The sequence below is a fragment of the Azorhizophilus paspali genome (genome assembly GCF_043587585.2).
Classification (GTDB): Bacteria; Pseudomonadota; Gammaproteobacteria; order Pseudomonadales; family Pseudomonadaceae; genus Azotobacter; species Azotobacter paspali.
Map to the genome: position 1 here is coordinate 3,767,252 of NZ_CP171449.1, position 13,648 is coordinate 3,780,899.

The 13,648-nt window shown below is 68.5% G+C and carries 12 protein-coding genes and 2 pseudogenes; 8 read left to right on the forward strand and 6 right to left on the reverse strand.

What is annotated here, in order from left to right; all coding sequences use genetic code 11:
* Positions 1 to 15: 15 nt before the first annotated feature.
* Both tsaE and ACGI6K_RS18195 read right to left on the reverse strand, forming a co-directional pair.
* Positions 16 to 486, reverse strand: a complete 471-nt coding sequence (gene tsaE, locus ACGI6K_RS18190; RefSeq protein ID WP_376949008.1) for a tRNA (adenosine(37)-N6)-threonylcarbamoyltransferase complex ATPase subunit type 1 TsaE — start codon at positions 484 to 486, stop codon at positions 16 to 18.
* Positions 471 to 1,973 carry an NAD(P)H-hydrate dehydratase gene (locus tag ACGI6K_RS18195; RefSeq protein ID WP_376949010.1) on the reverse strand — a complete coding sequence of 501 codons (1,503 nt, stop codon included), beginning with the start codon at positions 1,971 to 1,973 and terminating at the stop codon, positions 471 to 473. The genes tsaE and ACGI6K_RS18195 overlap by 16 nt, the downstream gene beginning before the upstream one ends.
* Before the next feature lie 59 nt (positions 1,974 to 2,032).
* On the opposite strand from ACGI6K_RS18195, the gene queG reads away from it, so the two are divergent.
* A complete protein-coding gene (gene queG / locus ACGI6K_RS18200) occupies positions 2,033 to 3,097 on the forward strand; it encodes a tRNA epoxyqueuosine(34) reductase QueG (RefSeq protein WP_376949012.1) in 1,065 nt (354 codons plus the stop codon).
* A 16-nt stretch (positions 3,098 to 3,113) separates the two neighbouring features.
* Here the strand turns inward: queG and orn are convergent, their stop codons facing one another.
* Positions 3,114 to 3,656: an oligoribonuclease gene (gene orn, locus ACGI6K_RS18205; protein ID WP_376949014.1), complete on the reverse strand. Its 543-nt coding sequence runs from the start codon at positions 3,654 to 3,656 to the stop codon at positions 3,114 to 3,116.
* 83 nt (positions 3,657 to 3,739) lie between these two features.
* On the opposite strand from orn, the gene rsgA reads away from it, so the two are divergent.
* The 4 genes and pseudogenes from rsgA to ACGI6K_RS18225 all read left to right on the forward strand — a co-directional run bounded on the left by rsgA (position 3,740) and on the right by ACGI6K_RS18225 (position 7,483).
* Positions 3,740 to 4,771, forward strand: a complete 1,032-nt coding sequence (gene rsgA, locus ACGI6K_RS18210; RefSeq protein WP_376949016.1) for a small ribosomal subunit biogenesis GTPase RsgA — start codon at positions 3,740 to 3,742, stop codon at positions 4,769 to 4,771.
* A gap of 51 nt (positions 4,772 to 4,822) precedes the next feature.
* Entirely contained in the window at positions 4,823 to 5,638 is an 816-nt protein-coding gene (locus ACGI6K_RS18215; protein WP_376949018.1) for a rhodanese-like domain-containing protein, read from the forward strand.
* A gap of 9 nt (positions 5,639 to 5,647) precedes the next feature.
* The gene (gene asd, locus ACGI6K_RS18220) at positions 5,648 to 6,508 is read left to right on the forward strand and encodes an archaetidylserine decarboxylase (protein ID WP_376949020.1); all 861 of its coding nucleotides are present in this window, start codon (positions 5,648 to 5,650) and stop codon (positions 6,506 to 6,508) included.
* 354 nt (positions 6,509 to 6,862) lie between these two features.
* Positions 6,863 to 7,483 (forward strand): annotated as a pseudogene (locus tag ACGI6K_RS18225) (alcohol dehydrogenase catalytic domain-containing protein).
* A gap of 198 nt (positions 7,484 to 7,681) precedes the next feature.
* Here ACGI6K_RS18225 and serB read toward each other — a convergent pair.
* Positions 7,682 to 8,896, reverse strand: a complete 1,215-nt coding sequence (serB, locus tag ACGI6K_RS18230) for a phosphoserine phosphatase SerB (protein ID WP_376949022.1) — start codon at positions 8,894 to 8,896, stop codon at positions 7,682 to 7,684.
* Positions 8,897 to 9,078: 182 nt separating this feature from the next.
* Between serB and ACGI6K_RS18235 the strand changes: the two genes are divergently transcribed.
* From ACGI6K_RS18235 to ACGI6K_RS18245, 3 genes are all read left to right on the forward strand, one after another.
* Positions 9,079 to 10,725 (forward strand): AhpA/YtjB family protein, encoded by a 1,647-nt coding sequence (locus ACGI6K_RS18235; protein ID WP_376949024.1) that lies wholly within the window; start codon positions 9,079 to 9,081, stop codon positions 10,723 to 10,725.
* Positions 10,726 to 11,003: 278 nt separating this feature from the next.
* On the forward strand, positions 11,004 to 11,165 hold the full coding sequence (locus tag ACGI6K_RS18240) for a hypothetical protein (RefSeq protein WP_376949026.1): 162 nt from the start codon (positions 11,004 to 11,006) through the stop codon (positions 11,163 to 11,165).
* A 248-nt stretch (positions 11,166 to 11,413) separates the two neighbouring features.
* A complete protein-coding gene (locus ACGI6K_RS18245) occupies positions 11,414 to 11,590 on the forward strand; it encodes a general stress protein (RefSeq protein WP_012699409.1) in 177 nt (58 codons plus the stop codon).
* Between the two features lie 30 nt (positions 11,591 to 11,620).
* On the opposite strand, the gene ACGI6K_RS18250 is transcribed toward ACGI6K_RS18245, so the two are convergent.
* Both ACGI6K_RS18250 and ACGI6K_RS18255 read right to left on the reverse strand, forming a co-directional pair.
* A complete protein-coding gene (locus ACGI6K_RS18250) occupies positions 11,621 to 12,808 on the reverse strand; it encodes an acetyl-CoA C-acyltransferase (protein ID WP_376949028.1) in 1,188 nt (395 codons plus the stop codon).
* Between the two features lie 42 nt (positions 12,809 to 12,850).
* Positions 12,851 to 13,603 (reverse strand): annotated as a pseudogene (locus ACGI6K_RS18255) (SDR family NAD(P)-dependent oxidoreductase).
* Between the last annotated feature and the right edge of the window lie 45 nt (positions 13,604 to 13,648).

A 13,648-nucleotide genomic window follows, 5' to 3' on the forward strand; every position in this document is an offset into this window, starting at 1 on the left:
TAGCCCACATATGTTTTAGTTCTCCTGAGCCAGAGAGGTGCACCAGGCCTCGCCCCGTGCGCCATGGGGCGACAGGCGCAAGGTGCGGCCTCCCGCTTGCGGGGTAATGGTGATGTCGAGGTCCGGCTTCGGCAAAAAGCCCGAGCCACGCTGCGGCCACTCGACCAAGCACAGCGCATCGCCCTCGAAATAGTCACGAATGCCAAGAAACTCAAGCTCTTCCGGATCGGCCAGGCGATACAGGTCGAAGTGGTAGGCCTGCCGCTCGCCGATCCGGTAAGGCTCGACCAGGGTAAAGGTCGGGCTCTTCACCGCCCCGGCATGCCCCAGGCCGCGCAGGATGCCACGCGACAAGGTGGTCTTGCCGGCGCCGAGGTCGCCATGAAGGAAGATGGTCCCGCGCCCCCCGGTGAGCGCGCCGAGGCGCTCGCCAAGGGCCAGTTGGGCCGCCTCGTCGGCGGCGAAGAGGCTCAGTTCGGGAGGCACGGCGAATGCTCCTCCAGCAACTGGCGGATCGCCGGGAACAGATCGCTCGCCGCCAGCCCGCGACCCTGCGCGCCCAGTCGCTCGCCCGCCCGGGCATGCAGCCAGACCGCCAGCGAAGCCGCCTCGAAAGGCTCCAGCCCCTGGGCCAGCAGGGCGCCGACCAGCCCGGCGAGAACATCGCCGAACCCCGCCCCGGCCATCGCAGGGTGACCGTGGTCGCACAGCGCCAGACGTCCCTGCGGATCGGCCACCAGACTGCCGGCGCCCTTGAGAACGACCACCGCGCCATGGCGCCGCGCCAGGGCGACGGCCGCCGCTGGCCGGTCGGCCTGCACCGCGCCGATGTCGCTGCCCAGCAGACGCGCGGCTTCGCCGGGATGGGGGGTCAGCACGCCCCGCGCGGGTGCGCCCACCGCGCCGGCGGCGAGCAGGTTCAGCGCATCGGCGTCCCACACCTGTGGCCGGTCGAGGCCGGCCGCCGCCGACAGCAGGCTGCGTCCCCAGGCTTCCTGTCCGAGTCCCGGCCCGACCACCAGCACGTCGGCCCCGGTCATCAGCGCCAATGCCTGATTGGCCGACTCGACGCCGCGGCTCATCAACTCCGGCCGCCGCGCCAGCGCCGCCGGCACGTGCACGTCGCGGGTCGCCAGGCTGACCAGTCCCGCGCCGGCGCGCAAAGCGCTCTCCGCGCTGAGCAGCGCCGCGCCGCCGAGACCGAGGTCGCCGCCGACCACCAGCACATGGCCGAAATGCCCTTTGTGCGCGGTACGCGGCCGTGGCGCCAGACACGCCACGCCGCCGACCGCCAGCCGCCGGGTGCTGACCGGCTGCGCGGCGACGATGTACGGATCGGCCGCCAGGTCGTCGAACACCAGGGCACCGACGTGGTCCGGCGCTTCGCCAGTGAACAGCCCCAGCTTGAGGCCGATGAAGGTCACCGTCAGCCCGGCGCGTACCGCCACGCCCAGCGCGCAACCGGTGTCGGCGCTGAGCCCGGAGGGAATATCCACCGCCAGCACCGGCAGACCGCTGGCGTTGATCTGGCGGATCGCCTGGGCGTAGGGTTCGCGCACCGAACCGCCGAGACCGGTACCGAGCAGTGCGTCGACCAGCACGCCGTCCAGCGCCGCGCATTCGCTCCAGGGCTCGATCGCCACCCCGGCCTGCCGAGCCTCGTCCCGGGCCAGGGCCGCATCGCCCTGCAACTGCTGCGGGTCGCCCACGGCCAGTACCCGCACGCGCCAGCCGGCGCGCTGCGCCAGCGCGGCGAGCAGATAACCGTCGCCGGCATTGTTGCCGCGCCCGGCGAACACCGTCGCGGCGCCGGCCTCGGGCCAGCGCCGGCGCAGGGCCCGCCAAGCGGCATGGGCAGCACGCCGCATCAGTTCGAAGCCGGAGGTGCCGGCGGCGATCAGGCGTGCGTCGAGTTCGCGCACCTGAGCGGCGTTGTAAAGGGGAAGCGGCAAATTTTCCTGGATGTCTGGCATGCGTCGATCGGCTCCGAGGTCTGGCAGAATTATCGCATCTAACACAGGTTTTCTTCAGCATGTCCGCCAACACCCCCGACCTCGTCCGCCTCGCCCAGTCGATCAAGGACTGGGGCCGCAAGCTGGGCTTCCAGCAGGTCGGCATCGCCGGCATCGAGCTCGGCCAGCACGAAGCCCACCTGCGGCGCTGGCTGGCGGCCGGCTACCAGGGCGAGATGGACTACATGGCCGCCCACGGCGACAAGCGTTCGCGTCCGGCCGAACTGGTGCCCGGTACCTTGCGGGCGATCTCGCTGCGCATGGACTACCTGCCGGCCGATACCCGGATGGCCGAACGCCTCGCTGCACCGGAAAAGGCCTACCTGTCCCGCTACGCCCTCGGCCGCGACTACCACAAGCTGATCCGCAAGCGCCTGCAACACCTGGCCGAACGCATCCAGGGAGAAATCGGCCCATTCGGCCATCGCGCCTTCGTCGACAGCGCCCCGGTGCTGGAAAAGGCCCTAGCCGAGCAGGCCGGGCTGGGCTGGATCGGCAAGAACACTCTACTGCTCAACAAGAAGGCCGGCAGTTGGTTCTTCCTCGGCGAGCTGTACGTCGACCTGCCCTTGCCAACCGACGCCCCCCATGCCGGCGAGCACTGCGGGCGCTGCTCGGCCTGCCTGGACAGGTGTCCGACCGGCGCCTTCGTCGGCCCCAGGCTGCTGGACGCCCGGCGCTGCATCTCCTATCTGACCATCGAGCTGAAGGGCTCGATCCCCGAGGAGTTGCGGGCGCTAGTCGGCAATCGGGTATTCGGCTGCGACGATTGCCAACTGGTCTGCCCCTGGAACCGCTTCGCCCGCCCCACGCAGGAAGGCGACTTCCAGCCGCGCCATGGCCTGGACAACGCCGAGCTGGCCGCCCTTTTCCTCTGGAGCGAAGCCGAATTTCTCGCCCGCAGCGAGGGCTCGCCGCTGCGCCGTGCCGGCTACGAGCGCTGGCTGCGCAACCTGGCGGTCGGCCTGGGCAATGCCCCTTCGACCATCCCGGTGCTCGAGGCGCTCGAAGCGCGCCGCGAGCATCCCTCGGCGCTGGTGCGCGAGCACGTGCTCTGGGCGCTACGCCGGCACGGTCGGGACTGACCCGTCCCTCGACCGCTCAATACCTGATGAAGTGCTCGCGGTAGTGGCGCAGTTCGGCGATGGATTCGCGGATGTCGTCCAGCGCCAGGTGGGCGGCGCTCTTCTTGAAGCTGTCGCGCACCTGCGGCGCCCAGCGCCCAGCCAGTTCCTTGAGGGTCGAGACGTCCACGTGGCGGTAGTGGAACCAGGCCTCCAGATCCCGCATGTAGCGGGCGAGGAAACGCCGATCCTGGCAGATGCTATTGCCGCACATCGGCGACTTGCCCCTGGGTACCCACTGTTCGAGGAAGGCCAGGGTCTGCGCCTCGGCCGTCGCGGTATCGATGCGGCTATCGCGGACCCGCTGGGTCAGGCCGGAGCGGCCATGCTGGCGGGTGTTCCACTCATCCATGCCGACGAGGATCTCGTCGCTCTGGTGCACGGCGATCACCGGTCCTTCGGCCAGGATGTTCAGCTCGCTGTCGGTGACGATGGTCGCCATCTCGATGATGACATCCCGTTCCGGATTCAGACCAGTCATTTCCAGGTCGATCCAGATCAGATTCTGCGGGTTCTGCATGGTTATACTCCGTGGCTTTGCCGCAGTTTAGCAGGGCCGGCTCATGCTAAACTCGCCGCCCCAGCCACCCGACCTCCCGAGCCATGGCCAGACGCCAACTGACCCGCCGCCAGAGCTGGCGCATCGAAAAAATCCAGGAAGAGCGCGCCGCGCGCGCCGCCAAGCGCGAATCCCGCCTGATCGAGGAACTGGAGGGCGGCGACCTCGGTCCGGAACGGACCGGCCTGGTGATCGCCCACTTCGGCGTCCAGGTGGAAGTCGAGGCCGACGATGGCGACTGGACCGGTCAGGTCTGCCGCTGCCACCTGCGCGCCAACCTACCGGCGCTGGTCACCGGCGACCGGGTGGTCTGGCGCGCCGGCAACCAGGGCGGCGGCGTGATCGTCGCGCAACTGCCGCGGCGCAGCGAGCTGTGCCGGCCGGACATGCGCGGCCAGCTCAAGCCGGTGGCGGCCAACGTCGACCAGATCGTCATCGTCTTCGCCCCGCTGCCCGAACCTCATGCCAACCTTATCGACCGTTATCTGGTCGCCGCCGAGCACGCCGGTATCCACCCGCTGCTGCTGCTGAACAAGGCCGACTTGGTGAACGAGGAGAACGCCGCCGGTCTCGACGCCCTGCTCGCCACCTACAAGCGTCTCGGCTATCCCCTGCTAGAGGTCTCGGCCCGCCAGGGCGCCGGCATGCAGGAACTGCAGGCGGCGCTGGACGGTCATGTCAGCGTCTTCGTCGGCCAGTCTGGGGTGGGCAAGTCGTCGCTGGTCAACAGTTTGTTGCCCGGGGTCGACACCCGCGTCGGCGCCCTCTCGGAACAGACCGGCAAGGGTATGCACACCACCACCACCGCCCGGCTGTTCCATTTTCCTGGCGGCGGCGAACTGATCGACTCGCCCGGCATCCGCGAGTTCGGCCTCGGCCACGTCAGCCGCGCGGATGTCGAAGCCGGCTTCATCGAGTTTCGCGACCTGCTCGGCCATTGCCGCTTCCGCGACTGCAGGCATGACCGCGAACCCGGCTGCGCGCTGCTCAAAGCTCTTGAGGAAGGCCGCATCCAGCCGCAGCGCATGGCCAGCTACCGGCATATCCTCGCCAGCCTGCCCGAGCCCGAATACTGAAAACCGCCTTTGTCTTACAATTCTTCCTCCAACCCTGCCTGGAGCCATGCCATGGACGATTTCGCTTCGCTGCCGCTGGTCATCGAGCCGGCCGATCTGCAGGCTCGCCTGTCGGCGCCCGAGCTGATCCTGGTCGATTTGACCAGTGCCGCCCGCTACGCCGAGGGACACATTCCCGGCGCGCGTTTCGTCGACCCCAAGCGTACCCAGCTCGGCCAGCCACCGGCGCCCGGCCTGCAGCCGCCCAGGGAACAACTGGAAAGCCTGTTCGGCGAACTCGGCCACCGCCCGAAGGCGGTCTACGTGGTTTACGACGACGAAGGCGGTGGCTGGGCCGGGCGCTTCATCTGGCTGCTCGACGTCATCGGCCAGCAGCGCTACCACTACCTGAACGGCGGCCTCACCGCCTGGCTGGCCGAGGACCGGCCGCTGTCCCGGGAACTCCCGGCGCCGGCCGGCGGCTCCGTCACACTCGGCCTGCACGACGAGCCGACCGCTAGCCGCGACTACCTGCTGGGCCGGCTCGGTGCCGCCGACCTGGCCATCTGGGACGCCCGTTCGCCCCAAGAGTACCGTGGCGAGAAGGTGCTCGCCGCGAAGGGCGGGCACATCCCCGGCGCGGTCAACTTCGAATGGACCGCCGCCATGGACCCGAGCCGCGCCCTGCGCATCCGTACCGATATCGCCGGACGCCTGGAGGAGCTGGGCATCACCCCGGACAAGGAAATCGTCACCCACTGCCAGACCCATCACCGCTCCGGCCTGACCTACTTGATCGCCAAGGCCCTCGGCTACCCACGGGTCAAGGGCTACGCCGGTTCCTGGGGCGAATGGGGCAACCACCCGGACACGCCGGTGGAGCTTTAAGGAAACCCGATGAAAGAGCGTCTGTTCCTCCTCGGCCAGCACCTGCTGCCCCACCATCTGCTGTCGCGCGCGGCCGGCCGGCTCGCCGAATGCCGCGTTCCCTGGGTCAAGAACAGCTTGATCAAGACCTTCGCCCGCCATTTCCAGGTCGACATGGGCCAGGCGCTGATCGAGGAGCCGACCGCCTACGAGCACTTCAACGCCTTCTTCACCCGCGCCCTGAAGGCGGACGCCCGCCCTCTCGACCCGACGCCCGGCGCCATTCTCAGCCCGGCCGACGGTGCCGTCAGCCAGCTCGGGAGCATCAAGCAGGGCCGTGTCTTCCAAGCCAAGGGCCACAGCTTCAGCGTGCAGGAACTGCTCGGCGGCGACACGGCCAGCGCCGTGCCCTTCCAGGGCGGCAACTTCGCCACCGTTTATCTGTCGCCCAAGGACTATCACCGCGTGCACATGCCGCTGGCCGGCACCCTGCGCGAGATGATCCATGTGCCGGGCAAGCTGTACTCGGTGAATCGCCTCACCGCGGAGAACGTCCCCGAGCTGTTCGCCCGCAACGAGCGCCTGGTCTGCCTGTTCGACACCGAGTGCGGCCCCATGGCCGTGGTGTTGGTCGGCGCCATGATCGTCGCCAGCATCGAGACGGTCTGGGCCGGGGTGGTCACCCCGCCACCCCGCCAGGTCAAGCGCTGGCGCTACGACGAGGCGGCGCATCCACCGGTCCGCCTGGACAAGGGCGCGGAACTCGGGCGCTTCAGACTCGGCTCGACGGTCATCCTCCTGTTCGGAGCGGACCGGGTGCGCTGGCGCGACGGGCTCGCCCCCCTGGGAGAACTGCGCATGGGCCAGGCGATCGGCCAGGCGTCCGTCTAAGCGAGCGGCAACGCATGCGGGAAGCCGGTCACAGCCGGCTCTCGCACCTTGACGCTTTGCGGCAGTCCCTGCAGATTCCGCCCCTCCTGTTCCGCGGTGAGCGGGTCGGCATAGCCTCGAACGGCTTCCGGTAGCCTGCGACCGCCCTGCGTGGAATCCGCTCCCATACCGTCCGCCCATTGATTCTGGAGGACTCCAGCCCGGCGCCGGGCCACGAGTTCCCGAGCGAGGCGTAGCACGGCCGGGCCGGCATGCCATGCCGGTCCCTTCCCGAAGTTTGACCTGGGTCCGGGTCGCGGCTCGCGACATGCGCCTTAGACTGCCAACATCGCCCGCCCGGAAAAGGAAACCGCCATGCCCATGATGAAAGCCGCCGTGTTCGTCGAACCCGGCCGCATCGAACTACAGGACAAGCTCATCCCCGACGTCGGACCGGATAACGCCCTAGTGCGCATCACCACGACCACCATCTGCGGCACCGATGTGCACATCCTCAAGGGCAAATACTCGCTGGCCTCGGGCCTGACCATCGGCCACGAGCCGGCGGGCATCGTCGAGAAGCTCGGCAGCAACGCGAAGGGCTACAGCGAAGGCCAGCGGGTCATCGCCGGCGCCGTCTGCCCGAGCTTCAGCGCCTATGCCTGCCAGGATGGCGGCCGCGCCTGCCACGGTTACAAGCCGATGGGCGGCTAGCGCTTGGGCAACAGCATCGACGGCACCCAAGCCGAATACGTGCTGGTGCCCGACGCCCAGGCCGACCTGCGCCCTATCCAGCCTGGGCGTTACTCCAGCGACTTGACCATTCCTCTCGGCGCCTTCCACGCCAGCCTCGGCGACAGCCGCATCGTCACCTCGCTGTGCCCCGGCGGCAAGGAACGCGCGCGCCGCCTGCTCAACGTGGTCGCCTCGGGGCGCATCGACCTCAAGCCGTTGGTCACCCACCAGTACCGGCTGGACGACATCGAGGCCGCCTAAGACCTGTTCGCCGACCAGCGCGACGGCGTACTCAAGGCGGCGATCAGGCCCCGACCTAGGAGCCTGTTCACAATCTTGCGAGCTAAGGGCACGCAAGGCGAGAACAGGCGAGGAAGCGGAGTTTACGCAGGGTAAATGAGCATTCCGAGCCTGTTTTTAACGCAGCGGGGCCAACGCGCAGCAGATCGTGGACAGGCTCTAACGGATGCCGTCGCGGTCGCGATAGCCGAGCAGGTATAGGATGCCGTCCAAGCCGAGATTGGAAATCGCCTGCCTGGCCGACTGCCTGACCAACGGCTTGGCGCGGAAGGCCACACCGAGACCGGCTAGGCCGAGCATCGGCAAGTCGTTGGCGCCGTCGCCGACGGCGATGGTCTGCTCCAGCGACAGGCCTTCCCGCGCGGCCAGTTGACGCAGCAGGTCGGCCTTGCGCTGACCGTCGACGATCGGCTCGACGGCCACCCCGGTGACCTTGCCGTCGACGATTTCCAGCTCGTTGGCGAATACGTAGTCGATGCCCAGCTTGGCCTGTACCTGGCGGGCGAAGTAGGAAAAACCGCCGGAGAGGATCGCCGTCTTGTAGCCCAGGCGCCTGAGCTCGGCGAACAGCACCTCGGCGCCCTCGGTCAGGCGCAGCGAGGCGCCGATCTCCGCCAGCACCTCCTCCGGCAACCCCTTGAGCAACGCCAGGCGCTCCTTGAAGCTGGCGCAAAAATCCAGCTCGCCGCGCATCGCCCGCTCGGTGATGGCTGCGACCTTATCGCCGATGCCGGCGGCCTTGGCCAACTCGTCGATCACCTCCGCCTCGATCAGCGTCGAATCCATGTCGAACACCGCTAGACGGCGGATACGCCGGAACAGCGTGTCGAGCTGGAAACCGATGTCGACGTTGAGCTCCTGGGCCGTCAACAAGAACTCCGCGCGCAGCGCCGCCGGATCGGCCGGCTCGCCGCGCACCGAGAACTCGATGCAGCCCTTGCTGCGCGCCTCCGGCGTGTCCAGAGGCAGACGTCCGGACAGACGGTCGATCTGCTCAATTTCCAGGCCGTGGCGGGCGGTGATCGCACTGACCCGTTCCAGTTGCGCGGCGGTCACCCGGCGCGTCATCAGGGTGACGATGTAGCGCGGCTTGCCCTGGTCGGCGACCCAGGCCGCGTATTCGGCTTCGGAAACGGAGGTGAAACGCACCTGCTGCCCGAGCCCGTGGGCGACGAGCAGCAGCTCCTTCTGCAGGATCGACAGTTCGCTCCCGGCCGGGACCTCGACCAGGATGCCGAACGACAGGATGTCGTGGACGACCGCCTGGCCAATATCGAGGATGCCCGCCCCACAGCGGGCCAGCGCGCCGGTGACGGACGCGGTCAGGCCGGGACGATCCGGCCCGGTGAGATTGATCAGGACAATTTCGCGCAAGGCGCCGTCTCCCATGGCAAAGAAGGCGGCATTCTAGCAGGGCCCGCCGCGCCGAGCGCTTCCCGGCCGGCCGCCCACTTTGCCGGATACACCCCGCCGGGCGGTTTCCCCACGTCAAGCCTTACTGCGCGCGCCCGGCATTCCGTATACTGCCCACCCGAATTTTTCACGAGCCGCGATCAGTGACCCGGCCAACTTCCGCCAAACCCGAAAACTTCTTCGTCTTGCTGTTCCGCGCCTTGTGCCAGCGGCGCGTCCCAGTCTCCCTGCGTATCGTCAGCCACAGCCTGGTGCTGGTGATCCTAGCCCTGGCCCTGTATTCCTGGCTGGTCGGTCTGCAGGTCCGCCAGACCATGCACGAGCAGGCTGACGCCCTCGGCCAGACGCTGACCACCCAGACCAGCGCCGCGGCCAGCCATCTGTTGGTGGCCAACGACATCCTCAGCCTCAACGTGCTGCTGGGCAACTTGACGAAGAACCCACTGGTCGCCCACGCGGCCGTCTACAACGCGGACAACCACCTGCTCGCCGAAGCCGGCAACCGTCCGCCGCGGATGCCGCCGGAAGGCGATCTCAGCCTCCATGCCCGGCCCATCACCTTCCAGGACAGTGTGACCGGTCACCTGCGCATCGTCCTGAACATGCCGCAGTTCCGCGAGCCCTTCATCATCGGCCTGCGCAACATGGGCCTGCTCGGTCTGGGCCTGCTGCTGCTGACGCTGATTCTCGGCCTGCGCTTGGGCTACGGCATCTCCACGCCGCTGCTGCAACTGCGCGTCTGGCTGCGCGAGCCGGACGACCAGCCTCCCGGCGCCGAACGCCAGGACGAGATCGGCGACCTGGCCCGCCAGTTGCGAACCCGTTTCGCTCCTGAGCGGGCGTCCCGCCCGGCGCCCGACGGACTCGAGGACGACGAGCTGTCGCGCTATCTGTCCGATGCGCCTTCGACAGCCAAGGCATCCGCCGGGAAGCCGGTCTCACGCCCCACGTCCCACACGGCGGTGCCGCCCTTCGCCACACCCGAGCCGGCGAAGCGCAACGTGGCGGCGCCCGAAGCCTCGCGACTCGGCGCGACGAAGGCCAGGGCGGAGTCCTCGTCGTATCCCCTGTCCGGTCTGCGCGCCGATATCGACGACCTGGACGACGAGGCCCCGCCGCTGCGCCGGCTGGTCCCGAATGATGCCGGCGACGAGCCCGGCTTCGGCGTGGACTTCGACAGAGACATCGCTCCCGCGCCCGCCTCGCACCGCCAGGCTCGCGAGAGCGCTGTGCTGGCCATCCAGCTCAATCCCGCGGACCAATTGCGCAGCCTGTCCCGCGAACGGCTGGCGGAACTGCGCCGGCGTTATCGCGACAGCCTGGAGCAGGCTGCGGCGTTCTACGGTGGCGAACTGCACCTGCTCGACGAGGACGGCGGCCTGCTGCTATTCCATCGCCGCGAGTGCGGCGACGACTACCTGGCCGGCGCCATCTGTTGCGCCGAACTGCTGCGTTCGCTGAAATCCGAGCTAAAGCTCAAGGCCGCCGGCGACGCTGGCCTGCAATTGCAGCTCGGCCTCGCGCGCGGCGACAAGCTCGCCGGCCTCGGCCAGGCGGCCCTGCTGCTCAGCCCGGGCGGCCAGGCCGCGCTGACCCTGGCGCAGTACAGCCACAACGTCCTGCTGCTGGAGCGGCAGATCGGCGAGGACCCCGCAGTCCGCCAGTGCGCGCGCTTGCGGTTGCTCGCCAATCCGGAGGGCGCCGCCACGATCGAGTACCTGCTGGAACCCTACGCCACCGAACTGGACGGCCAATTGGCCCGCCTGCGCGAGGAGCTGCAAAGCTATTGATCCGCGCCTTGCAACCTCCGAGCTTGCCGGTCGCCAACACGGCGCCGGCTCGCAGGCGCCGATGCCTTCGCTGGCCGGGCCGCCGACTTCGACCTGGGTAGCCCGTCCCTCCCGCCACATGCCATCCTCGAGCGGACGCCCATCCCGAGCCGACCGTCGTCCCTGCCGGTCGTTCCCGCTTTGACAGCCGGGGCGCCGCCCACTAAACAGGAAAACAAGAATCAGCTAACTAATGCGCTCAGGCGCCGCCGATCCATGGGTATCTACACGTGGACAAGATGAAGAAGAACACCGTGCTCGACCCCAAGAAACATTTCGAACCAGGGCTGGAAATCCATAGCTGCGAAGACCTACCGGAGGCTACCCTGCCGCGCGCCCGGGGCGACTGGCGCCTGTCGCGCTCCAACAAGCCACGGCGCACCTGGCGCCTGAGCAAATAGCTTTTCTTCCCTGTCCGGCCATTTTCACGCTCCTTGGCGGGAACGGCTTTCGCCGGCCCATTCCCGCCATCTAGCCTGCCGACGAGCGGCTGTCCGGCGACCGCCTGTCGAGCAGGCCCCTACCACCCATCCACTGCCCACCCCTTCGCCGGAAAAACCGGAACTCTGCCTATAGGCTTCTCTCAGTAACTGTGCAGCCAGACGCTTGTCCGGACTGCGCACTTCACCAGCTCGCGAGGAGAAAGGCCATGCCCAAACACGCCAATCCCGGAAACTTCGCCAACGACCCCGAACGGGCCGCCGCAGCCGGCCGCAAGGGTGGGCATAACAGCGGTGGCAACTTTGCCAACGACCCGAAAAAAGCCTCCGAGGCTGGCCGTAAGGGAGGCCGCAACAGCCACGGAGGTGGCCGCCAGCAGCACTAAGCGTTCCAGGCGGGAGTGTCCTCCCGCCTGTCAGGCCATTTCCACCGCCATCGCCGTCGCCTCGCCACCGCCGATGCACAGGCTGGCGACGCCACGCCGTCCGCCGCCGCGGCGCAGGGCGCCCAGCAGGGTAACCAGGATACGCGCGCCGGACGCGCCGATCGGATGTCCCAGGGCGCAGGCGCCGCCATGGACATTGACCCGCGCCGGGTCGAGCCTAAGATCGTGGATCGCCGCCAGGGTCACCACCGCGAAGGCCTCGTTGATTTCCCACAGGTCGACGTCGCCGACCGACCAGCCGAGCCGCTCCAGCAGTTTCCGCATCGCGCCGACCGGCGCGGTCGGAAACAGCCGCGGCTCATGGGCATGGCTGGCATGGCCGACGACGGTCGCCAGGGGCGCGAGCCCGAACCGTCCGGCCGTGGAGCGGCGCATCAGCAGCAGCGCGGCGGCGCCATCGGAAATCGAGCTGGAGTTGGCCGGCGTCACCGTACCGCCTTCGCGAAAGGCCGGCTTGAGTTCGAAAATCCGCTCCAGACGTGCCTTCGGTGGCTGTTCGTCGTGCTCGACCAGCACCTCGCCATGGCGGCCGGAAAGGCTCACCGGGGTGATTTCCCAGGCGAAGGCGCCGGACTCGATGGCCGCCCGGGCGCGACGCGTCGAGGCGATGGCCCAGGCGTCCTGCTCCTCGCGGCCGAAACCGTAGCTGGCCGCACAATCCTCGGCGAAGGTACCCATCAGCCGGCCCCGGTCGAAGTAGGCATCCTCCAGACCGTCGAAGAACATGTGGTCGAGCACCTGCCGATGCCCGAGCCAGTAGCCGCCGCGCGCGCCAGGCAGCAGGTAGGGGGCGTTACTCATGGACTCCATGCCGCCGGCCAGTACGACCTCGGCGCTGCCGGCGAGCAGCAAGTCATGGGCCAGCATGGCGGCCTTCATCCCGGAGCCGCACACCTTGTTGACCGTGGTGCAACCGACCGATAGTGGCAAACCTGCCTCGATCGCCGCCTGGCGGGCCGGCGCCTGGCCGAGCCCGGCTGGCAGCACGCAGCCGAGGATCAGCTCCTGCACCTGCTCGCCGGGAAGGCCGGCCCGCTGCAGCGCCGCGCGCACGGCGACACCGCCCAGCCACGGCGCGCTCAGCCCGGAGAGTTCGCCCTGGAATGCGCCAAGCGGTGTGCGCGCGGCGGAAACGATGACAACCGGGTCCTGGGACATGTGACGTCCTCGCTGGCGGTTATTGACGAAAGCAGGGCGCACCTAGCGGGCAGCCATGCGGATAGCGCCATCCAGGCGGATGACCTCGCCGTTCAGATACGGATTGGCGAAGATGTGTTCCACCAGCACGGCGAACTCCCCTTCCCGCCCCAGCCGTGGCGGGAAGGGCACGATCCGGCCCAGCGATGCCTGCACCTCGGCTGGCATGCCCAGCAGCATGGTGGGTTCCATGACCCCAGGCGCGATGCACATGACGCGAATGCCGTGCTGGCACAATTCTCGGCAGGGTCATCGCCACCATGCCGCCCTTGGAGGCGGCATAGGCGGCCTGGCCGATTTGCCCCTCGAAGGCCGCCACCGAGGCGGTATTGACGATCACCCCGCGCTGGCCCACGGCATCCGGCGCCGTCTCGCGCATGGTCGCGGCGGCCAGGCGGATCATGTTGAAGCTGCCCAGCAGGTTGATCTCCAGGGTACGGGCGAAGGTTTCCAGGGCATGCGGCCCCGCGCGCCGACCAGTTTCTCCGCCGGGGCGATACCGGCGCAGTTCACCAGGCCGCGCAGATATCCCATGCCGACGGCGGCCTCGAAGCAGGCGTGGGCGCTGTCGGCGCGGGTCACATCGGTTTCCAGGAAACACGCCCGCTCGCCCAGTTCCGCAACCAGCGCGCCGGCCTCGCGATCGATGTCGGCCAGCACCACCCGGCCACCGCGCTCGACGATCAACCGCGCCGTCGCCGCGCCCAGCCCGGCCCCCCCGCCGCTCACCACATACACGTTATCCTTGATCCGCATGGGCTTTCCTCCCTGTACTGCCGTAAAGTCTAGTCTTGCGTGCCG

Bases quoted from the DNA above. Each gene is read 5' to 3' on its own strand.
- ACGI6K_RS18250 (WP_376949028.1), bottom strand. From the start codon at position 12,808: ATGTCCCAGGACCCGGTTGTCATCGTTTCCGCCGCGCGCACACCGCTT.
- asd (WP_376949020.1), top strand. From the start codon at position 5,648: ATGAAAGAGCGTCTGTTCCTCCTCGGCCAGCACCTGCTGCCCCACCAT.
- ACGI6K_RS18240 (WP_376949026.1), top strand. From the start codon at position 11,004: ATGAAGAAGAACACCGTGCTCGACCCCAAGAAACATTTCGAACCAGGG.
- ACGI6K_RS18195 (WP_376949010.1), bottom strand. From the start codon at position 1,973: ATGCCAGACATCCAGGAAAATTTGCCGCTTCCCCTTTACAACGCCGCT.
- orn (WP_376949014.1), bottom strand. From the start codon at position 3,656: ATGCAGAACCCGCAGAATCTGATCTGGATCGACCTGGAAATGACTGGT.
- queG (WP_376949012.1), top strand. From the start codon at position 2,033: ATGTCCGCCAACACCCCCGACCTCGTCCGCCTCGCCCAGTCGATCAAG.
- ACGI6K_RS18245 (WP_012699409.1), top strand. From the start codon at position 11,414: ATGCCCAAACACGCCAATCCCGGAAACTTCGCCAACGACCCCGAACGG.
- rsgA (WP_376949016.1), top strand. From the start codon at position 3,740: ATGGCCAGACGCCAACTGACCCGCCGCCAGAGCTGGCGCATCGAAAAA.
- ACGI6K_RS18215 (WP_376949018.1), top strand. From the start codon at position 4,823: ATGGACGATTTCGCTTCGCTGCCGCTGGTCATCGAGCCGGCCGATCTG.